20 protein-coding genes and 1 riboswitch are annotated in these 23,046 nt (G+C 70.8%); of the genes, 8 read left to right on the forward strand and 12 right to left on the reverse strand.

Features of this window, described 5'->3' with window-relative positions; translation table 11 throughout:
* Positions 1-24: 24 nt before the first annotated feature.
* Positions 25-1,065: an LLM class F420-dependent oxidoreductase gene (locus AB0F88_RS02185; protein WP_362676416.1), complete on the reverse strand. Its 1,041-nt coding sequence runs from the start codon at positions 1,063-1,065 to the stop codon at positions 25-27.
* A gap of 202 nt (positions 1,066-1,267) precedes the next feature.
* Here AB0F88_RS02185 and AB0F88_RS02190 point away from each other — a divergent pair, with 202 nt between their 5' ends.
* Positions 1,268-2,161: an endonuclease/exonuclease/phosphatase family protein gene (locus AB0F88_RS02190; RefSeq protein WP_362676419.1), complete on the forward strand. Its 894-nt coding sequence runs from the start codon at positions 1,268-1,270 to the stop codon at positions 2,159-2,161.
* Between the two features lie 28 nt (positions 2,162-2,189).
* On the opposite strand, the gene AB0F88_RS02195 is transcribed toward AB0F88_RS02190, so the two are convergent.
* The 4 genes from AB0F88_RS02195 to AB0F88_RS02210 form a co-directional block, all read right to left on the reverse strand.
* Complete coding sequence (locus AB0F88_RS02195) at positions 2,190-2,831, reverse strand: nucleotidyltransferase family protein (RefSeq protein WP_362677910.1); 642 nt, start codon at positions 2,829-2,831, stop codon at positions 2,190-2,192.
* 62 nt (positions 2,832-2,893) lie between these two features.
* A complete protein-coding gene (locus AB0F88_RS02200; RefSeq protein WP_362676421.1) occupies positions 2,894-4,000 on the reverse strand; it encodes an XdhC family protein in 1,107 nt (368 codons plus the stop codon).
* The gene (locus AB0F88_RS02205) at positions 3,993-5,063 is read right to left on the reverse strand and encodes a VWA domain-containing protein (protein ID WP_362677912.1); all 1,071 of its coding nucleotides are present in this window, start codon (positions 5,061-5,063) and stop codon (positions 3,993-3,995) included. Before AB0F88_RS02205 ends, AB0F88_RS02200 begins: the two co-directional genes overlap by 8 nt.
* Positions 5,064-5,238: 175 nt before the next feature.
* A complete protein-coding gene (locus AB0F88_RS02210) occupies positions 5,239-6,138 on the reverse strand; it encodes a MoxR family ATPase (protein ID WP_362676423.1) in 900 nt (299 codons plus the stop codon).
* 202 nt (positions 6,139-6,340) lie between these two features.
* Here AB0F88_RS02210 and AB0F88_RS02215 point away from each other — a divergent pair, with 202 nt between their 5' ends.
* Together AB0F88_RS02215 and AB0F88_RS02220 are read left to right on the forward strand one after the other, a co-directional pair.
* Positions 6,341-7,681 carry a potassium transporter TrkG gene (locus AB0F88_RS02215; RefSeq protein ID WP_362676425.1) on the forward strand — a complete coding sequence of 447 codons (1,341 nt, stop codon included), beginning with the start codon at positions 6,341-6,343 and terminating at the stop codon, positions 7,679-7,681.
* Positions 7,674-8,342 carry a TrkA family potassium uptake protein gene (locus AB0F88_RS02220; RefSeq protein WP_362676427.1) on the forward strand — a complete coding sequence of 223 codons (669 nt, stop codon included), beginning with the start codon at positions 7,674-7,676 and terminating at the stop codon, positions 8,340-8,342. The genes AB0F88_RS02215 and AB0F88_RS02220 overlap by 8 nt, the downstream gene beginning before the upstream one ends.
* A 69-nt stretch (positions 8,343-8,411) precedes the next feature.
* Here the strand turns inward: AB0F88_RS02220 and AB0F88_RS02225 are convergent, their stop codons facing one another.
* The 6 genes from AB0F88_RS02225 to AB0F88_RS02250 all read right to left on the reverse strand — a co-directional run bounded on the left by AB0F88_RS02225 (position 8,412) and on the right by AB0F88_RS02250 (position 15,556).
* On the reverse strand, positions 8,412-10,646 hold the full coding sequence (locus tag AB0F88_RS02225; protein ID WP_362676429.1) for a glycoside hydrolase family 9 protein: 2,235 nt from the start codon (positions 10,644-10,646) through the stop codon (positions 8,412-8,414).
* A 321-nt stretch (positions 10,647-10,967) separates the two neighbouring features.
* Positions 10,968-11,426, reverse strand: coding sequence for a PH domain-containing protein (locus AB0F88_RS02230; protein ID WP_362676431.1), 459 nt, complete (start codon positions 11,424-11,426; stop codon positions 10,968-10,970).
* Between the two features lie 134 nt (positions 11,427-11,560).
* Positions 11,561-12,031 carry a 6,7-dimethyl-8-ribityllumazine synthase gene (gene ribH / locus AB0F88_RS02235; RefSeq protein ID WP_362676433.1) on the reverse strand — a complete coding sequence of 157 codons (471 nt, stop codon included), beginning with the start codon at positions 12,029-12,031 and terminating at the stop codon, positions 11,561-11,563.
* 58 nt (positions 12,032-12,089) lie between these two features.
* The gene (locus AB0F88_RS02240; protein WP_362676435.1) at positions 12,090-13,307 is read right to left on the reverse strand and encodes a bifunctional 3,4-dihydroxy-2-butanone-4-phosphate synthase/GTP cyclohydrolase II; all 1,218 of its coding nucleotides are present in this window, start codon (positions 13,305-13,307) and stop codon (positions 12,090-12,092) included.
* A 143-nt stretch (positions 13,308-13,450) separates the two neighbouring features.
* A complete protein-coding gene (locus AB0F88_RS02245) occupies positions 13,451-14,095 on the reverse strand; it encodes a riboflavin synthase (RefSeq protein WP_362676437.1) in 645 nt (214 codons plus the stop codon).
* 385 nt (positions 14,096-14,480) lie between these two features.
* Positions 14,481-14,611: riboswitch (FMN riboswitch) on the reverse strand.
* 129 nt (positions 14,612-14,740) lie between these two features.
* Positions 14,741-15,556, reverse strand: coding sequence for an oxygenase MpaB family protein (locus AB0F88_RS02250; RefSeq protein WP_362676439.1), 816 nt, complete (start codon positions 15,554-15,556; stop codon positions 14,741-14,743).
* 343 nt (positions 15,557-15,899) lie between these two features.
* On the opposite strand from AB0F88_RS02250, the gene AB0F88_RS02255 reads away from it, so the two are divergent.
* The 5 genes from AB0F88_RS02255 to AB0F88_RS02275 all read left to right on the forward strand — a co-directional run bounded on the left by AB0F88_RS02255 (position 15,900) and on the right by AB0F88_RS02275 (position 21,888).
* Positions 15,900-16,901 carry an ABC transporter permease gene (locus AB0F88_RS02255; RefSeq protein WP_362676441.1) on the forward strand — a complete coding sequence of 334 codons (1,002 nt, stop codon included), beginning with the start codon at positions 15,900-15,902 and terminating at the stop codon, positions 16,899-16,901.
* A gap of 18 nt (positions 16,902-16,919) precedes the next feature.
* On the forward strand, positions 16,920-18,713 hold the full coding sequence (locus AB0F88_RS02260; protein ID WP_362676443.1) for an ABC transporter substrate-binding protein: 1,794 nt from the start codon (positions 16,920-16,922) through the stop codon (positions 18,711-18,713).
* 123 nt (positions 18,714-18,836) lie between these two features.
* The gene (locus AB0F88_RS02265; RefSeq protein WP_362676445.1) at positions 18,837-19,817 is read left to right on the forward strand and encodes an ABC transporter permease; all 981 of its coding nucleotides are present in this window, start codon (positions 18,837-18,839) and stop codon (positions 19,815-19,817) included.
* A 14-nt stretch (positions 19,818-19,831) separates the two neighbouring features.
* Positions 19,832-20,833: an ABC transporter ATP-binding protein gene (locus AB0F88_RS02270; RefSeq protein WP_362676447.1), complete on the forward strand. Its 1,002-nt coding sequence runs from the start codon at positions 19,832-19,834 to the stop codon at positions 20,831-20,833.
* Positions 20,834-20,904: 71 nt separating this feature from the next.
* Positions 20,905-21,888 (forward strand): oligopeptide/dipeptide ABC transporter ATP-binding protein, encoded by a 984-nt coding sequence (locus AB0F88_RS02275; protein WP_362677914.1) that lies wholly within the window; start codon positions 20,905-20,907, stop codon positions 21,886-21,888.
* A gap of 277 nt (positions 21,889-22,165) precedes the next feature.
* Here the strand turns inward: AB0F88_RS02275 and rpe are convergent, their stop codons facing one another.
* Entirely contained in the window at positions 22,166-22,822 is a 657-nt protein-coding gene (gene rpe, locus AB0F88_RS02280; protein WP_362676449.1) for a ribulose-phosphate 3-epimerase, read from the reverse strand.
* Between the last annotated feature and the right edge of the window lie 224 nt (positions 22,823-23,046).

Below are 23,046 nucleotides of genomic sequence, written 5' to 3' on the forward strand. Positions count from 1 at the left end.
GTACCCGTCCGCCGGCGAGGCGGGTCAGGAGGCGAGTTCCCTGACCTTCTCGATGAGCCGGACGCGCTCCTCGTGCGTGCCGGCCAGCGGGGCGACGTTCACGGTCGTGACGCCCGACTCGCGCATGGCCTGCAGGCGTTCGCGGACGTGCCCCTCGGGGCCGATCAGGGACATCTTCTCCAGCAGCTCGTACGGCACGAGCGCGGCGGCCTCGTCCTTCCTGCCCTCCAGGTAGAGGTTCTGGATCTGCTCGGCCTCCTTCTCGTAGCCGTACCTGCGGGCGAGGTCGTTGTAGAAGTTCTTGCCCTTGGCGCCCATCCCGCCGATGTAGAGGGCCGCCATCGGGCGGCCCAGCTCCAGCCAGCCCGAGACGTCGTCGCCGATGGCCAGCGAGGCCTGCGCGATCACGTCCAGCTCGCCCAGCGCCGGGTCCCGCTTCGCCTTGCCCGCCGCCAGGGAGGCGCCCCACACGTCGGCGGCCTTCTCCGGCACGTAGAAGATCGGCTCCCAGCCCTCGGCGAGCTCGGCGGACAGCTCGACGTTCTTGGGCCCGATGGCGGCGATCACGACGGGGATGCGGTCGCGGACCGGGTGGTTGATGAGCTTCAGCGGCTTGCCCAGGCCGGTCCCCTGGCCGGCGGGGAGCGGGACGGTGTAGTGCCTGCCCTCGTAGGTCAGGCGCTCGCGCCGCCAGACCTGGCGGCAGATCTCGATGACCTCGCGGGTGCGGCCGAGCGGCGCGGTGTACGGGACGCCGTGGAAGCCCTCGATGACCTGCGGGCCCGAGGCGCCCAGGCCGAGGGTGAAGCGGCCGTCGGAGACGTAGTCCAGGCCGGCGGCGGTCATGGCCAGCAGGGCGGGGGTGCGGGAGTAGATCGGCAGGATGCCGGAGGCGATCTGCAGCCTCTCGGTCCTGGCGGCGATGTAGCCCAGCTGGCTGACCGCGTCGAAGCTGTATGCCTCGGCGACGAAGACGATGTCGAGACCGGCCTTCTCGTAGTCGGCCAGCTCGGCCACCGTCTCCTTGAAGCCCCCCGAGTAGTTCAGGGCCATACCGATGCGCATCGTGAGATCGTCCTTCCGCGGTGCCGACGAAACCGAATGTTGTTCCGTTGTCTCGGCAACAAAGGTTATCGACTCACCGCCGAAGCACCAAGCCCCGCGCCGTCGCCGCCGGGCCGGTAGCCTACGCATTCCGGGGTAGGGGACCCCGGAAGGGCTGACGTTCCGGGGGCAGGTGACCGCCGGAGGGTGGACGAGGAGCGATGTGCTGAGGCGGTCGATCATCGTGACGGCGGGAGCGCTCGCCCTGATCCTCGGGGGGCATCGGCTCCTGCCGGAGCTGGGCGGTTTCACACCCGTGCTGGAGAGCCTCCTCCCCTGGCTCGGGGTCGCCGTACCGGTCCTGCTGGTCTGCGCGCTGGCCACCCGCTCGTGGCAGGTGATCCTCGCCGCGATGGTCCCGGCGACCGTGTGGGGCCTGATGTTCGGCCCGACACTGCTGCGCAGCCCGCCGGGCGGGCCCAGCGACCTGTCGGTCGCCACGCTCAACGTCGGCGCGACCAACGCCGACTCCGCCGACGCCATACGGTCCGTCTCCAGGGACCGCGACCTGGTCGCGGTGCAGGAGCTGACCGCCGGCGGCCCGGCGGCGAAGGTCCTCAACGACCGCTTCCCCCACCGCTACCGGATCGCCACGGTGGGCCTGTGGAGCCGGTTCCCGATCGCCGAGGCCCGCAAGGCCGACATCGGCCTCGACTGGGCGCGGGCGCTGCGCGCGGTGGTCGTCACCCCCAAGGGCAGGCTGACCGTGTACGTCATGCACCTCGCCTCCGCCCGGCCCGGCCAGACCGCCCAGCGCGACGAGACCCTCTCCTACGCCCGCAGGATGATCGACAGGGACGACAGCGAGCACCTGCTGCTGCTCGGCGACCTCAACACCGCCACCACCGACCGCAAGCGCTCCGGCCTGGTGCCGCCGCTGTCGGACGCCCAGCAGGAGGCCGGCACGGGATTCGGCTTCACCTGGCCCGCGTCCTTCCCCGTCACCCGGCCCGACCACATCCTCTACCGCGGCATGGTCGCCACCAGGGCGGGCGTCGAGCGGGCCGCGGGCAGCGACCACCGCGCGGCCGTCGCCTCACTGCGCCTGGCCGCCTAGCCTCCCGGCCGCCTGACCGCCTGACCGCCTAGCCTCCCGGCTGCCCGGCCGCCGGGCCGTCCGGAAACCCGGGAGCCCGGGCGGCCCGGAGCGCGGACAGGTCGGCCGGGGTGTCGATGTCGGCGGGGTCGGCGACGTCGTCGCAGGGGACCGCGACCACCAGTTCGGGATGGGCCCTCAGGAACGGGCGGGCGCCGGCGTCGCCGGTCGCGAGCCGGGCGACCTCCCCGAAGTGCTCCCTGGCGATCAGCACCGGATTGCGCCGCGCGCCGCCGTAGGTGGCGACGGCGACCGAGGCGCCCTCCGCCGCCGCGTCGATGAGCCGCCGCACCGCCCGCGGGCCGACGAACGGCTGGTCCACCAGGGCGATCACCACGTGCTCGGCGGTCTCGGGGATCGCGTCCAGGCCGGCTCTGAGCGATGAGCCCATGCCCGAGTCCCACCGCGGGTTGTGGACGGTCACCGCTCCCCGCACCCGTACGGCGGCCGCGCCGAGCACCACGACCACGGGACGGCAGCCGCCGTCGTGGAGCGTCCTGATCCCCCGGTCCACCAGCCGCTCCCCGCGGAACTCCACCAGCGCCTTGGGAGTGCCGAGCCGCGAGCCCGATCCGGCGGCCAGCAGCAGCCCGGCGCTCGACGGGCGCCCGCCCGCCGATCCCGCCGGGATCTCCTCCGCGGGGCTCCCGGCGCCCCCTCCCCCGTCCCCGGCCGGTGTCTCCGCCTCCTCGCTCACGCGCCCGGCCCCTCGCCGTGGATCCTGCCGGAACCGTCGGTCAGCGGCCGGCCGGAGCCGCCCCAGCGCAGCTGGATCAGTTCGGCGGCGATGGAGATCGCCGTCTCCTCGGGCGTACGCGCGCCCAGGTCCAGCCCGATCGGTGAGCGGAGCCTCTTCAGCTCGGCCTCCCCCAGGCCCGCCTGGGCGAGCCTGGCCAGCCGGTCCTCGTGCGTGCGGCGCGAGCCCATCGCGCCGACGTAACCCGCCGGGGTGCGCAGGGCTACCTCGAGCAGGGGGACGTCGAACTTGGGGTCGTGGGTGAGCACGCAGATCGCGGTCCGCTCGTCCACGACGGTCGAGGTGAGATAGTCGTGCGGCCACTTGACGATCACCTCGTCGGCCTCGGGGAAGCGCTTGGCCGTGGTGAAGACCGGCCGGGCGTCGCACACGACCACGTGGTAGCCGAGGAACTTGCCGACCCTGGCGACCGCGGCGGCGAAGTCGATCGCGCCGAAGACCAGCATCCGGGGCGGCGGCGCGAAGGACTGCACGAAGACCGGCAGCTCGTCGAGCCGCCGCTGTCCCCGCGCCCCGTACCTGCGCACGCCCGTCAGCCCCTGCGCCAGCATGCCCCGGACGTCGTCGTCCACCGCGTCGTCCAGCCGGGTCACGCCCAGCGAGCCGGAGGAGCGGTCCGGCCAGATGACCCGGCGGGTGCCGATCACGCCCGGCCCCGACAGGACGGTCGCCACCGCCACCGGCTCGCGCCGCAGCACCGAGGCGGCGACCGCCCCCAGTTCGGGGAAGGTCTCCTTCGAGACGGGCTCGACGAGGATGTCCAGGATGCCGCCGCAGGTCAGGCCGACGGAGTAGGCCTCGTCGTCGCTCACGCCGTACCGCTGCAGGACGGGCACGCCCGAGGAGACCACCTCCCGGGCCAGCTCGTAGACGGCGCCCTCGACGCAGCCTCCGGAGACGCTGCCCTCGGCCTCCTCGCCGAGCACCGCCATGGACGCCCCCGGCGGGCGGGGCGCGCTGCGGAAGGTGTCGACCACGGTGGCCAGGCCGAACGTCTCTCCCGCCTCCCACCACCTCAGGATCTGTGACAACACGTCACGCATGCGCGCCTCCCAGCAGCTTCGCCAGTTCCTCGAACGCGGCCAGGCTGTGCCCGGCCACGAAGTCGTCGATGTGGGGAAGGGCGGCCCGCATCCCGGCGGTGAGCGGCTCGTAGCCCTCCCTGCCCTTGTGCGGGTTCACCCAGATCACCCGGTGGGCCGTCCTGGACAGCCGGGCCATCTCCGCCCCCAGCAGCGAGACGTCGCCGCGCTCCCACCCGTCGGAGGCGATCACCACCACCGCTCCCGCCGCGTCGTTCAGCGCCAGGAACCGCCGGAGCTCCTCACCCAGGCGGGTGCCGCCGCTCCAGTCGGGGACGGCCCGGGAGACGGCGGCCATCGCGGCAGCCGGGTCGCGGTGGCGCAGCTCGGAGGTGAGCCGGGTCAGCCGGGTGCCCGCGCTGAACACCTCGGTGGCCCTCGGCTCCGACCTGACCAGCGCGTGGGCGAGCCGGAGCAGCGTGTCCGCGTACGGGGTCATGGAACCGCTGACGTCGATCAGCAGCACGACCCTGCGGGGCCTGGTCCGGTGCGCGCGGTAGCGCAGCCCGGCCGTCTCCCCGCCCCTGCGCAGGGTCTCGCGGATGGTCGCCCTGCCGTCCAGCCGCCCCCTGCGGGCGGGCCGGAAACGCCGCGACGCGCGCCGCTGCCTGCCCGTCCGCAGCAGGGCGAGCAGCCGGTGCGCCTCGGCGAGCTCCGCCGCCGTCATCGCGGCCACGTCCCTGGTGCGCAGCACCTCCGTCGCGCTCGCGGTCGCCGCGAGGGCCGGGGGCCCGCCGCTCTCCCCCCGGTCGGGGCGTACCCCCGGCGGCGCCGCGGTGTGCCGGGTGACGGTGACCGCCGCCGCTCTCGCGCGGCCCGCGCGCAGCCCCCCGAAGTAGGCCCGGAAGACCCGGTCGTAGCGGGGCAGGTCGTCGGCCGAGGCGCACAGCGTGACGCGGCCCGCCCAGTAGACGTCGTCGGGTCTGGAGGCGTCCAGGTGGGACAGCGCGCGCAGCAGGTTCTGGGTCCGCTCGTGGTCGGCGGGCACCCCCGCGGCGCGCAGGGTCCTGGCGAAACCGGTCATGACCGCCACCAGGTCCTCCCCTGCCCCGGCCCGGGAAGCCCGGGCCGGGGCAGGGGAGGTCGGGGAAGCCTGGGAGGCCTGGGCGGCCGGGGCGGGAACCCCCGTGGCGGAGGGGATCCCCGTCGCGGGGGAACCCTCCGCGGCGGCGGAGGGCACTCCGGCGGGGGGAGGGCCGTCAGCGCCGGGACGCACCGAAGAATCCGTTCCCGAGCACCGTCTCGTGGTCCTCCCTGTGCTTGAGCAGGGCGCCCAGCGAGGCGGCCGCCACGTCGGGGTCGAGCTCGCGGGCGCCGAGGGCCAGGAGCGCCTCGGTCCAGTCGAGGGTCTCGGCGATCCCCGGCGGCTTGATCAGATCGGCCTCGCGGAGCCGTCCCGTCGCCGTGGCCACCTGCTCGGCCAGGCTGCCCGAGCACTCGGGGAGCCGCCTGCGCAGGATCGCCACCTCCCGCTCGAAGGAGGGGTGCTCCAGCCAGTGGTAGAGGCAGCGCCGCTTCAGCGCGTCGTGCACCTCGCGGGTGCGGTTGGAGGTCAGCACGACCACCGGCGGCCGCGCGGCGCGGATCGTGCCGAGTTCGGGGACGGAGATCGCGAAGTCCGAGAGCACCTCCAGCAGGATCGCCTCGAACTCCACGTCGGCCCGGTCGACCTCGTCGATGAGCAGCACCGCGGGCTGGGTCTCGATCGCCTTCAGCAGCGGCCTGGCGATCAGGAACCGCCGGTCGTAGACCTCGCCCTCCAGCCGGGCGGCGTCGGTGACACCGCCCGCCTCCGCCGCCTTCAGGTGCAGGAGCTGGCGGGCGAAGTCCCAGTCGTAGAGCGCCTGGGAGGCGTCGAGCCCCTCGTAGCACTGCAGGCGGATCAGCGGCGCCCCGAGCACCTCCGCCAGGGTCCTGGCCAGCTCGGTCTTGCCGACTCCGGCCTCGCCCTCGAGCAGCAGCGGGCGGCCCATCCGCAGCGCGAGGAAGGCCGCCGTGGCGAGCCCCGCACCGGCCAGGTACGACCGCTCGTCGAGCAGTTCCGCCAGCTGCGCGGGCGATTCCACATCGGATGCCTCGATTGTCCGCCTCACCACCATCTCAGGCTACGCCCGGCGGCCGGGTCCTCGCGTGATCACACCGTCCCCGGATCCGGCGTTCCCAGGAAACCCCGCGGCACGCCGGTGCCGGTCTCGCGGCGGGTGGCCCACGAGGTCCCGGAAACCGGTGGGCCGGCGGGAGCGGGGCGGGAATCCGGCGGGAACGCCACCTCTCTCCCGCGAAGAAGTATTGTCACCCCCTGTGAAGAACCTGATCGACCAGATCAACACCCCGTCCAGAGTCGTCGTGGTGGCGTTCCTGGCCGTGGTCCTCACCGGTACGGGGCTGCTGTCGCTGCCGGTCGCGGTCGAGGGGGGCCAGAGCGCCTCGTGGACGTCCGCCCTGTTCACCGCCACCTCCGCGGTGTGCGTGACCGGGCTCGCCGTGCACGACACGGCGGCGCACTGGTCGTTCTTCGGTGAGATCGTGCTCCTGGTGCTGATGCAGATCGGCGGCTTCGGGATCATGACTCTCTCCTCGATCCTCGCGGTGATCGTCTCAGGAAAGCTCGGCCTGCGCGCCCGCCTCAACACCCAGGCCGAGACCAAGACCCTCGGTCCCGGCGACGTACGACGGGTGATCGTGGGGGTCGCCAAGGTCACGCTGGTCGCCGAGGCGCTGACCGCCACGGTGCTCGCCGCCCGCTTCGTGATCGGGTACGGGGAACCGGTCGGCCGCGCCGCCTATTACGGGATTTTTCATGCGATCTCGGCATTCACCAACGCCGGGTTCGCGCTCTGGCCGGACAGCATGATGAGGTTCGTCGCCGACCCGTGGATCTGCCTCCCGCTCATCACGGCGGTGGTCGCCGGAGGTCTCGGCTTCCCCGTCTACGCCGTGCTGCGGCAGAACTGGCGCCGCCCGTCCCGCTGGACGCTGCACGCCAAGATCACCCTGGGGATGACCGCCGTGCTGCTGTTCGGCGGGGCGGTGGCCATCACCGCCACCGAGTGGAACAACCCCGGCACGATGGGCGGCCTCTCCCCCGGGCTGCGGGTCATGGCCGGGTTCTTCCACAGCGCGATGACCCGGAGCGGCGGCCTGAACTCCGTGGACACCTCCCAGATGAGCGAGAACTCCTGGCTGATCAGCGACGTGCTGATGTTCATCGGAGCGGGCAGCGCGAGCACCGGGGGCGGCATCAAGGTGACGACGTTCGCGCTCCTCGGGTTCGTGATCCTGGCCGAGCTGCGCGGCGAGCCCGACGTCTCGGCGGGCCGCCGCCGCATTCCCGAGCAGCTGCAGCGGCAGGCGCTGACGATCGCCCTGCTGAGTGTGGCGTCGGTCGCCGTGGGCACGTTCGCGATGATGACGGTGACCCCGTTCAAGCTGGACCGCGTACTGTTCGAGGTGATTTCGGCCTTCGGCACGGTCGGGCTGTCGACCGGGATCACCGCCGACGTCGGCACCTTGGGACACCTGATCCTGACCCTCCTGATGTTCGTCGGGAGGCTCGGCCCGGTGACCCTGGGCGCCGCGCTGGCGCTGCACGTACAGACCCGTCGGTTCCGATATCCGGAGGAGCGTCCCCTCGTTGGTTGACAAGAGGAACCGCGGCGACGCGGTCGTGGTGATCGGTCTCGGCCGGTTCGGCGGCGCGCTGGCGGTGGAGCTGGTGGGCCGCGACGTCGAGGTGCTCGGCGTCGACAGCGACCCCAAGAACGTGCAGCACTTCTCCGGGCGGCTCACCCACGTGGTGTGCGCCGACTCCACCGATCCCGACGCGCTCGAACAGCTGGGCATCGGGGAGTTCGGGCGGGCCGTCGTGGGCATCGGCACCGACATCGAGGCGAGCATCCTGACCACCTCGATCCTGGCCGACCTGGAGGTGACCGACATCTGGGCCAAGTCGATCAGCCTGCAGCACAGCCGGATCCTGCAGCGGGTCGGCGCGCACCACGTGGTGCAGCCCGAGCACGACATGGGCGAGCGGGTAGCGCACCTCGTCACCGGGCGGATGCTCGACTACGTGGAGGTCGACGAGGACTACGCCATGATCAAGACCATGGCGCCCCGCTGGGCGGACGGCAAGAGCCTGGGCAGCCTGGGAATCCGCAGCGAGTACGGGGTCACCGTGGTCGGGATCAAGAAACCCGGCGGCAGGTTCACGTACGCCACCTCCGACACGGTGATCCACGGCGGCGACACCCTGCTCGTGGCGGGCGAGACCGACAAGGCCGAGCGGTTCGCCGAGGAGACCTGAGCGCGGGAACGCGCCGGTGCGGACCGGAACTCGGTTCCGTCGCGCACCGGCGGGTTCCCGCCGCGCCGCCTACCGGGCGGTGCAGGTCACCCCGGCGGGGGCGGTGTTGGCCCCGGACCAGGCGCCGTTGAAGCCGAAGGAGGTGGTGCCTCCCGAAGGCAGCGCGCCGTTCCAGGACAGGTTGGCCACGGTGACGGCCGAGCCGCTCGCGGTGTGCGAGCCGCTCCACAGCTGGGTGATGGTCTGGCCGCTGGGGAAGGTCCACGCGACGGTCCAGCCGGTGAGCGCGGCGGTGCCGGTGTTCTTCACCTCGACGCTCGCTCCGAAGCCGTCGTGCCACTGGTTGGTGACGGTGTAGGTCGCGGCGCAGGCCTTCCCGCCCGGCGTCGGGGTCGGAGTCGGGGTCGGGGTGGGAGTCGGCGTCGGCGTCGGCGTCGGCGTCGGGGTGGGGGTGGGGGTGGGGGTGGGGCCGTCGGTGCCGGACTTTTCGGCCGTCCAGGCGGCGACCCAGGCCAGGACCGCGTTCCAGTTGACGGCGACCTCGTTCACCGACCAGGCGTCGATGTCGTCCAGGTAGCACTTCTGCGGCCGGCAGCCGCTGAGGCGCTGCTGGGCGACCGGGTCCTCCAGGCCGCTGTTGGGGCCGCCGGCCAGGGCGCCGGGCGGGGCGATGGGCAGGGAGGAGTTGAGCTGGTTGGCCCAGAACCGGTGGTGGACGTTGCGGGAGGGCTTGTCGCCGTAGCCGGTGACGTAGGAGTAGCCCGTCGGGTTGCGGCCGAGCTCGTACGCCATCGTCTCGAACACCCCGGCGCGGAACCGCTCGGCGCCGGAGAAGTCGTGGGCCAGGGCCAGCACGACGGCGTTGTTGAGGATCAGGTTGTTGGACCCCCAGATGTAGCCGCCGCCGGCCGACCGGAAGGGCACCGGGTAGCCCTGGCCGCGCATCACGTTCAGCAGGCCGTCGGCGGCCGAGACGAAGGAGGCCCGCAGCTGCTGGCCGATGGAGGAGGTCAGGCCGTTGGGCACCAGCGCCAGGGTGATGTCGCCCAGGCTGCCGACCTCCGCCCACAGGGCGCCCTCGTTGGTGAAACTGCGCCCGTAGTACAGCGAGGAGGAGGTCAGGTCGGTGCGGTAGGCCTGCTTGCCGGTGGTGGCGTACAGCTCGGCGGCGGCCCAGTAGAACTCGTCGGTCACCTTGCCGTCGGCGTAGGAGCCGCCGCCGGTGCCGTCGGAGGCCGGGGCGAACCGAGAGGGGTTGGCCTTGGCCGCGGCGTAGGCCTTCTCGGCCGCGGTCAGGCAGCGGGCGGAGAACGCGGAGTCGATGGAGGCCCACACCCGGGCGCACTGGGCGGCCGCGGCGGCCAGGTTCAGGGTGGCGGCGGTGCTGGGCGGCGACAGCACCCGGGCCTGCGGGTCCTGGGCGGGCAGCAGCGGCAGCCCGGTCCACTCGGCGTCGTGGATCTTGTGGTGGGCCATGCCGGCCAGCGGGCGGCCGTCCGGGACCTGCATCTTCAGCAGGAAGTCGATCTCCCAGCGGGCCTCGTCCAGGATGTCGGGCACGCCGTTGCCGCGCTCGGGGATGGACATGGTGCCGTCGGCGAAGGCGCCGGTGTCGGCTCCGGGGACGTTCCTGGCCCGCTCGTAGGTGTTGACCAGCTGCCAGGCGGACATGCCGCCGTTGATCACGTACTTGCCGTGGTCGCCGGCGTCGTACCAGCCGCCGCGCACGTCCAGCCGGTAGCCGCAGTCGCTGCGGCACGGCACGTTGTTGTCGCCCTGGTTAGGAGAGACGTTCAGGTGGCCGGCGGCGCGGGCGTACTGGTTGCCGCCGGCGTGCTGGGAGGTGATCGCGATGCCGCTGCGCTGGTGGTAGAAGAACGCCAGCGCGTCGTAGGGCAGCTTCTTCCAGGCCGTGGTGCCGATGTCGAAGGGGTGGCTGGACTCGCTGTTCACGGTGAGCACGTAGTTGGTGCCGGTCCCGGTGTAGGACGAGAAATCGATCTTGTGGACGGAGTCGCCGGAGGCGGAGTCGGCACCGAAGACGGTCGTGGTGCCGCCGGCCACCACCTGGTCGGAACCGTCCAGCAGGCTCCAGGCCAGCGGCGAGTTCGAGTTGCTGATCACGGTCGCCTGCTTGGCCGCGCCGGGCGCGTAGGCGACCTGGTTGACCTTGATGTTCTGGCCGAGCGCCGGTCGGACAAGGGCGTTGGCGGTTCCTGTGGTGACGACCGCGGTGATCGATGCCGCGGCCAGGGCTGCGGCCAGCGCCGCCGCCGACAGCCGAATCCGGCCTGACGTGTTCACGTGGAGTCCTCTCGGCCTGTGCTGCTTGGGCTTCGCATCTTGGAACCCTCAGGCCGGAAAAAGACAGCCGCCGTCATCGAGGAAGGCGTTTCGTGCAGCTCGAAGCGATACTTACGGCGAACGACCGTGTAACTTTCACGGATTTCGGCGATTCGCAGGATCTTGGCGTGACCGCTTTTCCCGCGACCCGCACGCATCCCCGCGTCCTCGCCCAGAGGTCACGCTCGCGCCCGTCGCCAAGCCGGCCGGCGCCGGGACTCCCGAGAAGGCCCGGCCCGGCAGGCCCGGCGGTTCAAGGGCACCGAGCCCCCGTACGGCGGCTCAGCGGGTCTCCGACGCCTCGCCGCGCTCCCTGATGAGGGCGGCGAGCTCGCGGACCTGACGGACCGTGCGCTCCTTCTCCGACCCCTGCAGGCCCATCGCGCCGACCGTGGCCCCGTCGGTGAAGTCGATCTTCGCCCAGGGCTCGTGGTCGACCAGGGTGACCCCGAGCACCTCGGGCCACTCGTAGCGATGCACCCGCAGCGGGTTGACGACGGTGACCCCCTCCTCGTCGGCCTCCACCCGGACCCGCCCCAGCAGGTGCAGGACCCAGGCGACCACCCCGCCCAGCCCGACCATCGCGAGCCTGTCGGCCAGGGTGAACGGCTCGGACAGGAAGACCGCCATCAGCACCGCGCCGAGCATGATCAGGCCCGCGAAGCCGTATGCCGCGATCCGGCCCTTCCTGGGCCGCCACACGACGGGCAACGGGGGCGGGGAGACGCTCTCCGGGCTCACTCTCAGATCACGATCCTTCGGGAAACCACCGGTCGGAACGGCTGCGACCGCTGGTCACGGTGCCGAGGGAAACCTACCGCACGGCCCCGCCGGGCCGATCACAAGGCACGGCGGGGCGGGCCCGTACGGCGGCGCTAGGCGCGGAGCTCCCGCAGCAGCAGCGCCGTCCCGAGGGCGGCGACGGTGGCCTCGTAGCCCTTGTCCTCGTGGCTGCCGGGCAGCCCCGCCCTGTCGAGGGCCTGGTCGAGGGACTCGCAGGTCAGCACGCCGTTGCCGACCGGGACCTCCTCGTCGAGGGAGATCCGGGTCAGGCCCGAGGTGACGGAGTCGCACACGTAGTCGAAGTGGGGGGTCTCCCCGCGGATCACGACCCCGAGGGCGACGACCGCGTCGTACTTCCTGGCCAGGACCTGCGCCACGACCGGGATCTCCAGCGATCCGGCCACCCGCACCACGGTCACCTCCGCGCCGCTGTCCCGGCCGGCCTGCTCGGCCCGCGCCACGAGCTGATCGGTGATCTTCTCGTGCCAGCGGGCGGCGACGACGCCGACGGTCAGCCCCCCGGCCTCGACGGCCTCGGCCACCGGCCTCCCGTCCCCGCTCACGCGATCACCCCGTACCCGCTCGTGCGGCCGTCCCGCTCCGACTGGCCCGCTCGCTCACTCATGCTTCTTCTTCCCTGGGAATCTCGTGGCCGAGGCGGTCGCGCTTGGCCGACAGGTATTTCTCGTTGTAGGGGTTCATCGCCACCGGCATGGGCTCGCGGCCGAGCACCTTGATGCCGTAGCCGTCCATGCCGCGCAGCTTGGCCGGGTTGTTGGTCAGCAGCCGGACCGACTTCACGCCCAGGTCGGCGAGGATCTGCCCGGCGTTGGAGAACTCCCGGGCGTCCACCGGCAGCCCGAGCTCCAGGTTGGCGTCGACGGTGTCGCTGCCGTTGTCCTGGAGGCTGTACGCCTTGAGCTTGGCCAGCAGGCCGATCCCGCGTCCCTCGTGCCCGCGCAGGTAGACGACCACGCCCCGTCCCTCTTCCGCGATCCGCGACATGGCGTGGTCGAGCTGCACCCCGCAGTCGCACCGCAGCGACCCGAGCACGTCGCCGGTCAGGCATTCGGAGTGCGCCCGGACCATGACGTTCTCGCCGTCCTCGATGTCGCCGAGGACCAGGGCCAGGTGCTCGCCGCCGTCCAGCGAGCTCGCGAAGCCGTAGGCCCGCCACTCGCCGTACCGGTTCGGCAGCCGCGTCTCGGCGACCCTGGTCACCATCCGCTCGCTCCGGCGCCTGAACTCCACCAGCTGCTCGATCGAGACGAGCGCCAGGTCGTGCTCGTCGCAGAAGTCGCGCAGCTCCGGCAGCCGCATCATGGTGCCGTCGTCGTTGACGACCTCGGCGAGCACGCCCGCCTCGCTCAGCCCGGCGAGCCTGGCCAGGTCCACGGACGCCTCGGTGTGGCCGCGCCGGGCCAGCACGCCGCCCTCGCGGTAGCGGAGCGGGAAGACGTGCCCCGGCCGTACCAGCTCGGACGGCTCGGTCGCCGAGTCGGCCAGGGTACGGATCGTGCGGGCCCTGTCGGCGGCGGAGATGCCGGTGCTCACCCCGTCCCTGGCGTCCACGCTGATCGTGTACGCGGTGCGCAGGCGCTCCTTGTTGTCGTACACCATCAGCGGCAGGCCGAGCCTGTCGAGGTCCTCGCCGCGCATCGGCACGCAGACCACGCCGCTGCTGTGCCGGATGGTGAAGGCCAGCAGTTCGGGGGTGGCCTTGGAGGCGGCGAAGATGATGTCGCCCTCGTTCTCGCGGTTCTCGTCGTCGACGACCACGATGGCCCTGCCCTCGCGGATGTCGGCGATCGCCCGCTCGATCGGGTCCAGCTTGATCACAAGGTCTCCTCGATGACGAGCACGGCCCTCGACCGGTACTCCTCGGGCCGGTTGACTCGTCCGGCCGGCGCTTCCGGTGCTCACGGTCCTGTCTCTCCGAAGGCTCCCGGCCTCGGCGGCCTCGGACTCCGTTGCGAGGTGGTTCACAGCCTTCCCCCCTGATCCGTCGCGGCGTCCCGGGCGGGCCCACCGGCCGGGGCGTACGCGCCGACGAGTTTCTCCACGTGCTTGGCGATCACGTCGACCTCGAGGTTCACCGGGTCGCCCGGCCGCTTCGCGCCGAGGGTGGTCAGGCTCAGGGTGGTGGGGATCAGGCTGACCTCGAAGCCGCCGGAGCCCACGCTCATGACGGTCAGGCTGATGCCGTCGACCGCGATCGAGCCCTTCTCGACCACGTAGCGGTCGAGGTCCGGCGGGAGGGAGATCCGGACGACCTCCCAGTGCTCGGCGGGCTCCCGCGCCAGCAGGACGCCCGTCCCGTCCACGTGGCCCTGCACGATGTGGCCGCCCAGCCGCTGGTCGGCGCGGACCGCGCGCTCCAGGTTGACCGGGGAGCCGGGGCCCAGCGCGCCGAGGGAGCTGCGGTCGAGGGTCTCCTTCATCACGTCGGCGGTGAACACCTCACCCGCGACGTCCACCACGGTCAGGCAGACGCCGTTGACGGCGATCGAGTCACCGTGCCCGGCGTCCGCGGTGACCGTCCTGCCGCGGATCGACAGCCGGGCCGCGTCGCTCAGCGGCTCGATCCCGGCGATCTCTCCCAGTTCTTCGATGATTCCGGTGAACATTCACAGCTCCTTCTGGGGGATCGCCCGGACGGCCGGGCACGGGGAGGTCGTCCGGGACCCGGGAACACGGGGCCCGGAAACACGGGGCCCGGGAACACGGGGTCCTGAAGGGCGTGCGCCGGGAAGGCGGGGCACGCCGGAAAAGAGGGATGTGCCGCTGCGCCCGGACCGGGTGCGGCCGGACGGGGAATGCGGGGAATGCGGGGAATGGTGGGGGTCGACGGCGCCGCGCCCGTGAGGGGCGCGCCCGACCGCTTGGCGCGTCCGCGCCGGATCAGTCACCCGAGGTCTCCTACTCGCCAGTAGCTTTTTGCCATGGCGGGCCCCGGGGGATCAACGGGTGCATACACCCGATCAGCGGAGGGTGCCCGAAGACACTCTCCGCTCGCGCGCTTCCTCCCATCCGGACTTTAACCGTCGGTCCTGGAGTTTCACCAGGTCAACCGGTCGATGGCTTCGACCGGGTCGCGGACTGTAACCGCCGGCTCGGAATTTCACCGACCCCGGAGCACGCTGCTCTGTCTCTTGTTCTCGCGGAGGGCGCACCGAGGACGGTTCACCCTCCACTACCACTACCAGTGTGCCATGTCCGGAAAACCGGACGGTACGCCTTCCATGATGTGGACAAGCGGGCACTTGGTGTGATCACGCCGCGTGCTCGGCGACCGCCTTCCGCGCCCTTCGCGCGTCCGGGGAGTAGCGCACCGGCGCGGGCACCAGGCCGATCCCGGTCTGCAGGGCCCGCAGGGAGGCCGTCGCCCACAGGTCGCCCAGCGGGGTCGCGGGCAGGCCGTACAGCCTGCGGGCCCAGCGCGGCAGGGTCGCGAAGGCGAGCACGGTGAGCATGGGGAACATCGGCTTGAGCGGGGTCAGGCGGGCCGGCAGCGGCGCGTTGAGCGACCGCCGGAGCGGGTGGGGCACCTCGGGGGCGAAGTAGAGGCCGGGCCGGCAGGCCCGGATGTAGTCGTCCATCTCGCCGACCGAGCCGGGCACGTCCTCGGGGCACAGGCCGACCACCTCGGCGGCGCGGCGCCACTCGGCGACGAACCTGTCGGCCTCCTCGTCCGTCAGGCGCACCCCCGCGCGCCGGGCCACCGACAGGTAGGAGTCGACCTCGCCGACGTGGACCCAGAGCAGCGCGTCGGGGTCGTCGAGGCGGAACCGCTCGCCGGTGTCGAGGTCGAGGGCGGTGAGACTCGCGTGGATCTTCCTGACCCTGGCCCCGGCGCGGGCCACCTCCTCGGTCGTGCCGTAGGTGCGCACCCGGACGAACTCGGTGGTGCGCACGAAGCGGGACCACGCCTCGGCCGGGTCCATGAGCGAGGAGTTCTGGGCGACCCCGCGCATCGCCCGGGGGTGCAGGCCCTGCATGAGCAGCGCGCGGAAGCCCCCGACGAGCAGGATCGGCTCGCCCATCACCTTCCAGGTCACCGAATCGGGTCCGAACAGGCCGTGATCCATGCTCCACCTCCCGGCAAGTGGAGGGTTACCCCGCGAGGCGGCCCGACACACCCCGCGTATTAAGCCTGTAACACTGTATCGGGCTTGTGACATAAGCAGGGCCATACCCGGACAAAGCCGTCACGGACACGTCATGGATGTGTCACAAATCCGTGAATACCGGCCTTCGGGAGCCCTATCATCCCACGTCACCCCCTGTCCACGTCAACGGAATTGCAGCCACAAACAGGTGGACGTTATACAACAAAAAAATGAGTAATGACCAGGCCATTGATTGTCATGGACTGTTTTGCAATGGTTCCAGGGATCCCGCTCAGTCATGCTCGTTGGGAGCCTCCGCACGATGACCATCCCTGCACCAGCCACGACCACGACCGGGGAGGTATTGGCGGCGAAGACACCGGAGACGGTGGGCCGCTCCCCCGGGCAGCTGATGTGGCTGCGCTTCCGACGCGACCGGACCGGCATCGTCTCGGCCGTGGTGGTGATCTTCTTCTTCCTGGTCGCGCTCCTCGCGCCGGTCATCGCCTGGCTGTACGGCAAGGACCCCTACGCCCTGTACGGCCAGGACATGCCGGGCCTGCTGAACGACTACGGCTACCCGGTCCTGCCCAACGGCGGCATCAGCTCGGAGTTCTGGTTCGGTATCGAGCCCGGCCTGGGCCGCGACGTGTTCACCCAGCTCGTCTACGGGATCAGGACCTCCCTGTCGATCGCGGTGACCGCGACCATCATCGCAACGGCGATGGGCATCGTGATGGGCATCGTCGCCGGGTACGCCGGAGGCAAGACCGACTACTTCATCGGCCGCCTGATCGACATCGTCCTGTCGTTCCCCTCGGTGCTCTTCATCATCGCGTTCATGCCGGTCGTGGAGAACCTGTTCGTCAAGCCGGACGAGGAGACGCCGATCTGGCTGCGGGCGGTCACCCTCGTGATCGCGCTGACCGTGTTCCAGTGGGCCGGCCTCGCGCGCCTGCTGCGCGGCCAGGTGCTCTCCCTGCGCGAGCGGGAGTTCGTCGAGGCCGCGAAGGTCACCGGGGCCTCCCCCGCCAGGATCGTCTTCAAGGAACTCCTGCCGAACCTCTGGACCCCGATCCTGATCCAGTCGACGCTGCTGCTGCCCGCGCTGGTGACGGCCGAGGCCGCGCTGTCCTTCCTGGGCGTGGGCATGATCGAGCCCACCCCCGACTGGGGCCGCATGTTCCGTCGCGGCACCGAGATCTATCAGAACGACATCACCTATCTGATATTCCCCGGTGTCGCCCTCCTGATCTTCGTGATCGCGTTCAACCTCCTGGGTGACTCGGTCCGCGATGCCTTCGACCCCAAGCTCAAGCGCTAGATCGGAAATAGGAGAAAGATGAAAGTCCGTACGCGGTCAGCGATGGCCGTACTCGCCATAGGCGCGCTCGCACTCACCGGTGCCTGCGCCCAGGGCAACCAGGGCGCGCCCGCTGCCCCCAGCGGCGCGGCGTCCGGTGAGCCCGGCGCGGCGGCCCCCGCGGCGACCTACAAGCCGCCGACGATCACCGTGGGCACGGCCGACGACTCCAAGGGCCCGGCCGTCGAGCCCGAGGGCGTCGTCAAGGGCGGCACCGTCACGCTGATCGACCGTGACGACATCGGTCACCTCGACCCCGCCCAGGTCTACGTCAACGTCATGTCGAACTTCGGCCTGCTCATCGGCCGTACCCTGACCGGCTACAAGCGCGTCGGCCCCGGCGACTACAAGCTGGTCGGCGACCTGGCCACCGACTCCGGCACCTCGTCCGAGGGCGGCAAGACCTGGACCTTCACCCTCAAGGACGGCGTGAAGTGGGAGGACGGCACGCCGATCACGTCCGAGGACGTGAAGTGGAGCATGGAGCGGACCTTCGCCCCGTTCGTCACCCAGGGCCCGACCTACATCCAGCAGTGGCTGACCGAGGTCGACCACAAGAAGGCCTACCAGGGCCCGTACGACGGCAAGCGCCTTGACAGCATCGAGACGCCGGACGACAAGACGATCGTCTACAAGTTCAAGTCGCCGCACGCCGACGCCAACTACGCCTTCGCCATGGGCGGCTACGGCATCGTGCCCAAGGAGAAGGACACCAAGGAGGCGTACGACAAGAAGCCCGTCTCCAGCGGCCCGTACATCATCAAGAGCCACGTGGTCGACAAGTCGATGGAACTGGAGCGCAACCCGCACTGGGACCCGGCCACCGACCCGATCCGCGGCGCCTACCCCGACAAGTGGCGCCTGGAGTTCGGCCAGGAGAACCTGCAGATCAACGACCGCCTGATCGCGGACACCGGCCCCGACCAGACCGCGTTCACCCCCTACGCGACCACCCAGCCGGAGCGGCTGCAGCAGGTGCTCGGCGACGCCAACCTGGCCTCCCGCCTGATGAAGAGCCCCTCGCCGTACGGCAACTACTACTACTTCAACCTTGACCGGGTGAAGGACATCAAGATCCGCCAGGCCATCAACCACGCGTGGCCGTCCAAGCAGATCCAGCAGGTCTACGGCGGCCCGGCCGCGGCGGCGCTGCCCACCACGATCCTGAACGAGAACACCACGGTCGGCTACGAGTCCTACGACCTGTTCGGCAAGGAGGCCAAGCCCGAGGGTGACATCGAGAAGGCCAAGCAGCTGCTCGCCGAGTCGACCAACCCGACGCCGACCATCGTCTACGCCTACAACCAGACGCCGCTCCAGGAGCAGATCACCGTCGTGATCAAGAACGCCCTGGAGAAGACCGGCATCAAGGTCGTGCTCAAGCCCCTGGACCGTAAGACCTACTACGACTCCATCGGCAAGGTGAAGAACGAGTTCGACCTCTACTGGGGTGGCTGGGGCGCCGACTGGCCGTCCGGCACGACGGTCCTGCCCGTCATCTTCGGCCCGGTCGCCGACGGTGCGCCGAACTACTCGCACCTGAAGGACGAGGCCATCACCAAGGAGATGGAGGAGATCACCGCGATGACCGACATCGACGCCCAGAACAAGGCGTGGATGGCGCTGGACAAGAAGATCCAGGAGACGATCACCCCGCTGGTCGTCGCCGAGAACCGGATCGCCAACACCCTCCACGGCTCCAAGGTCGGTGGCGCCGAGATCGACCCGCAGTCGTGGGTCGTCTCGCCCAACACCATCTTCGTGAAGCCGTAGCGGCTCACGAAACCGTAGGAGAACCGGCGGCCGTGGCCTCGCGGGGATGACGACATCCCCGCGAGGCCACGGCCAGGGGCCTCCCCGGCCCCAACGGTCCCAGCCACCTCGGGAAAACAGGCAATGCTTCCATTCATCACTCGCCGCATGCTCGGCGCCGCGGTCACTCTCGTGATCATTGCCGCGGTCACGTTCTTCCTCTTCTTCGCCGTGCCCGCCGACCCGGCGAGACTCGCCTGCGGCAAGGTCTGCCCGCCGGAGCTGCTGGAGCAGGCGCGGCACAACCTGGGACTGGATCAGCCCCTGTTCGCCCAGTTCGTGGCCTGGCTGGCCGGAATCTTCGTCGGCCGCGACTACGGGGGCCTGGGCGCCTGCCCCGCCCCCTGCCTCGGCTTCTCCTTCGTCAACCGCGCGCCGGTGTTCGAGACGATCCTGGACCGGCTCCCGCTGACCATCTCGCTCACCATCGGCGCGGCGGTCGTCTTCCTCACCTTCGGCGTGGCCACCGGCATCATCGCGGCGCTCAAGCAGGGCAAGCCGCTGGACAAGATCGCCAGTGTGTCGTCCCTCATCGGCGCCTCCGTGCAGATCTACTTCATCGGCACCCTCGCCCTGTACTTCCTCGTCTACCAGAACCAGATCTTCTGGCGTCCCAAGTACGTGGAGTTCACCCAGGACCCCGTCGGCTGGGCCACCGGCCTGCTGCTGCCGTGGCTGGTGCTGGCGATCATCTTCACCGCCAACTACACCCGCATGACCCGCTCGACGATGGTGGAGCAGCTCAGCGAGGACTACGTCCGCACCGCGCGGGCCAAGGGCATGTCCGGCCGCAGCGTGGTGATGCGTTTCGCGATGCGCGGCACGCTGACCCCCATCATCACGATCTTCGGCGTGGATCTCGGCGCGCTGATCGGCGGCGCCATCATCACCGAGCAGACCTTCGGCCTCCAGGGGCTCGGCCAGCTGTCGGTCAAGGCGGTCACCAACTCCGACCTGCCCATGCTGATGGCGACGGTGCTCGTCGCGGCCGCCGCGATCGTCGTCTTCAACATCGTCGTCGACATCATGTACGCCTTCATCGACCCCCGCGTGCGGCTGAGCTAGGAGCCTTGAAGAAAGTGTCAACTCCGTTCCTCTCGGTCCGTGACCTGACCGTCGACTTCCACACCGAGGACGGCGTCGTCCACGCGGTGGACGGGCTCTCCTTCGACGTGGAGAAGGGCACCACGCTGGGCATCGTCGGCGAGTCCGGCTCGGGCAAGTCGGTGACCAACCTGACCGTGCTCGGCCTGCACAACCCGGAGACCACCAAGATCGGCGGGGAGATCCGGCTGGACGGCGAGGAGCTGATCGGCGCCTCCCGGTCCACCATGGAGAAGCTGCGCGGCAACAAGGTCGCGATGATCTTCCAGGACCCGCTGACCTCGCTCTCCCCGTACCACACCATCGGCAAGCAGATCTCCGAGGTCTACCGCAAGCACACCGGCGCGAGCCGCGCCGAGGCCAGGGACCGCGCGATCGAGATGCTGACGCGGGTCGGCATCCCCCAGCCGAAGACCAGGGTGGACGACTACCCCCACCAGTTCTCCGGCGGCATGCGGCAGCGCGCGATGATCGCGATGGCGCTGGTGTGCGACCCGGACCTGCTGATCGCCGACGAGCCCACCACCGCCCTGGACGTGACCGTGCAGGCCCAGATCCTGGACCTGCTCAAGGAGCTCCAGGACCAGACGGGGGCCTCGATCATCCTGATCACCCACGACCTCGGCGTGGTCGCCAACACCGCGCACGACGTGCTGGTGATGTACGCCGGGCGGGCGGTGGAGCGCGGGACCGTCAGGGAGGTCCTGCACGAGCCCCGCCACCCCTACACCTGGGGCCTGCTGGCCTCCATGCCACGCCTGAACGCCTCGGTGGACATACCGCTCCGGCCGGTCCGCGGCACCCCGCCAAGCCTGATCAACGTCCCGCCCGGCTGCCCCTTCCACCCCCGGTGCGACTTCATGGAGCTGGCCGGTCCCGGGCTGTGCCGCTCCGAGCGGCCCGAACTGTCCCCGCACCGCGGCCACGGCGACGCGTGCTACCTGACCCTCGCCCAGAAGAGGGAGATCCAAAAGTGAGCGAGACAACCGGTGAACCCCGCGGCGAGGCGCTGCTGGAGCTGTCCGGCCTGAAGAAGCACTTCCCGGTGATGGGCGGTGCCATCTTCAAGCGTCAGGTCGGCAAGGTCCACGCGGTGGACGGCATCGACCTGACCGTGCACGCCGGCGAGACGCTCGGCCTGGTCGGCGAGTCCGGCTGCGGCAAGTCCACCGCCGGGCGGCTGGCGTCCCGGCTGCTGGAGCCCACCGCGGGCAGCATCAGGTACGCCGGACGGGAGATCGGCCACGCCAGGCGCAGGGAGCTGAAGCCGATCCGGGCCGAGATCCAGATGATCTTCCAGGACCCGTACTCGTCGCTGAACCCCCGGCACACGGTGGGCACCATCGTCGGCGGCCCGATGGAGATCAACGGCATCAACCCCCCGGGCGGCAGGGACAACCGGGTCCGGGAGCTCCTGGAGATCGTCGGGCTCAACCCCGAGCACTTCAACCGCTTCCCGCACGAGTTCTCCGGCGGCCAGCGGCAGCGCATCGGGGTGGCCCGCGCGCTCTCCCTGAACCCCAAGCTGATCATCGCGGACGAGCCGGTCTCCGCCCTCGACGTCTCCATCCAGGCGCAGGTCGTCAACCTGCTCCAGCAGCTCCAGCGGGACATGGGCATCGCGTTCCTGTTCATCGCGCACGACCTGGCTATCGTGCGGCACTTCTCCCAGCGGGTCGCGGTCATGTATCTCGGCAAGATCGTCGAGGTCGCCGACCGCGCCTCCCTGTACGAGCGCCCCCGCCACCCCTACACCCACGCGCTGCTGTCGGCGGTGCCCGAGGTGATGGAGGACGAGGAGCCGCGCGAGCGCATCCGCCTGGCCGGGGACGTCCCCTCCCCGATCAACCCGCCGTCCGGCTGCCGCTTCCGCACCCGCTGCTGGAAGGCCCAGGACAAGTGCGCGACCGAGGAGCCCCCGCTGGTCAGGCTGGAGGGCAACAAGGAGGGTCACCTGACCGCCTGTCACTTCCCCGAGCAGCCGACCGTGCACGGCCGGGACGTGGTGCTGGACCCGGCGCTCCAGGGCTGACCGCGCCGCCTCTCCCCCGCCCGCGTCTCCGGTCGTCCCGGTCCGCCGTGCCCGATCGCGGCCTCCCGGGGTCGCGAGGAGGGCGGCGGGTTCCAGAAGGCCGCGAAGTTAGTAGAAGTCAGTAGAAGGTCGCCGCGAGTTCCAGCGGGTTCCGGAAGCCAGAAGACCGCGGCGGGTTTCGGACGACGAAGGGCGGGCCCGTACGGGCCCGCCCTTCGCGGTCATGCGACCGGTTCTCCCGATCGGCCGGTTCTCCCGGTCAGCCCGGTTGTCCCGGTCAGCGCCCGGTGGCCAGGGCGCGCAGGCTGTCGACCGCGCGGGCCGGGTCCTCGGCGCCGTAGACGGCGTTGCCCGCCACGAAGACGTCGGCGCCCGCCTCCGCGCAGCGCTCGATCGTCGCGTCGGAGACGCCGCCGTCCACCTGGAGCCACACCTGGCCGCCGTGCCGGTCGACGAGCTCGCGGGTCCTGCGGATCTTGGGCAGCACCATGTCGAGGAACCTCTGCCCGCCGAAACCGGGGTCGACGGTCATCAGCAGCAGCATGTCGAGCTCGCCGAGCAGGTCCTCGTACGGCTCGACGGGGGTGGCGGGGTTCAGCGCCAGGCCCGCGCGGGCGCCCGCCCGGCGGATCTGGCGCAGCGTGCGGACCGGTGCCTTGGCCGCCTCCACGTGGATGGTGACGCTCCCGGCCCCGGCCTCGGCGTACGAGGGGGCCCAGCGATCCGGGTCTTCGATCATGAGGTGGCAGTCGAGTGGCGTCGAGGTCGCCTTGAGCAGGGACTCGACGACCGGCAGCCCGAGGGTCAGGTTGGGCACGAAGTGGTTGTCCATGACGTCCACGTGCAGCCAGTCGGCGTTGGGCACCGCCGCGGCCGCCTCGGCGAGGCGGGCGAAGTCGGCGGACAGGATGCTGGGCGAGATCTGTACGGCCATGATTCGCCGATTCTAGCGGCGAGGGCCCGCCACCCGTCCTCCCCGTGGGTCGGAGCCGGGCCGAGGCGCGAAGACCTCGCGGGCCGGTCGGCGCGGCGGACGAACGACCGCGCCCACCAATCCCCTATTTACCTAAAAACACCATAAAAAAGACATTTTAATTATCGAATCCACGCGCGGCCGGAAATTCCACCGGTGCGATTTCGCAACTCTCCCGGCGGACC

The organism is Streptosporangium sp. NPDC023963 (genome assembly GCF_040639135.1).
Classification (GTDB): Bacteria; Actinomycetota; Actinomycetes; order Streptosporangiales; family Streptosporangiaceae; genus Streptosporangium.

What these genes read in the sequence shown, in the direction of transcription:
- AB0F88_RS02185 (WP_362676416.1), bottom strand. Translation starts at nt 1,065, where the DNA reads ATGCGCATCGGTATGGCCCTGAACTACTCGGGGGGCTTCAAGGAGACG.
- AB0F88_RS02200 (WP_362676421.1), bottom strand. Translation starts at nt 4,000, where the DNA reads ATGCGTGACGTGTTGTCACAGATCCTGAGGTGGTGGGAGGCGGGAGAG.
- AB0F88_RS02205 (WP_362677912.1), bottom strand. Translation starts at nt 5,063, where the DNA reads ATGACCGGTTTCGCCAGGACCCTGCGCGCCGCGGGGGTGCCCGCCGAC.
- AB0F88_RS02210 (WP_362676423.1), bottom strand. Translation starts at nt 6,138, where the DNA reads ATGGTGGTGAGGCGGACAATCGAGGCATCCGATGTGGAATCGCCCGCG.
- AB0F88_RS02245 (WP_362676437.1), bottom strand. Translation starts at nt 14,095, where the DNA reads ATGTTCACCGGAATCATCGAAGAACTGGGAGAGATCGCCGGGATCGAG.
- AB0F88_RS02250 (WP_362676439.1), bottom strand. Translation starts at nt 15,556, where the DNA reads ATGGATCACGGCCTGTTCGGACCCGATTCGGTGACCTGGAAGGTGATG.
- AB0F88_RS02255 (WP_362676441.1), top strand. Translation starts at nt 15,900, where the DNA reads ATGACCATCCCTGCACCAGCCACGACCACGACCGGGGAGGTATTGGCG.
- AB0F88_RS02260 (WP_362676443.1), top strand. Translation starts at nt 16,920, where the DNA reads ATGAAAGTCCGTACGCGGTCAGCGATGGCCGTACTCGCCATAGGCGCG.
- AB0F88_RS02265 (WP_362676445.1), top strand. Translation starts at nt 18,837, where the DNA reads ATGCTTCCATTCATCACTCGCCGCATGCTCGGCGCCGCGGTCACTCTC.
- AB0F88_RS02275 (WP_362677914.1), top strand. Translation starts at nt 20,905, where the DNA reads ATGGGCGGTGCCATCTTCAAGCGTCAGGTCGGCAAGGTCCACGCGGTG.
- rpe (WP_362676449.1), bottom strand. Translation starts at nt 22,822, where the DNA reads ATGGCCGTACAGATCTCGCCCAGCATCCTGTCCGCCGACTTCGCCCGC.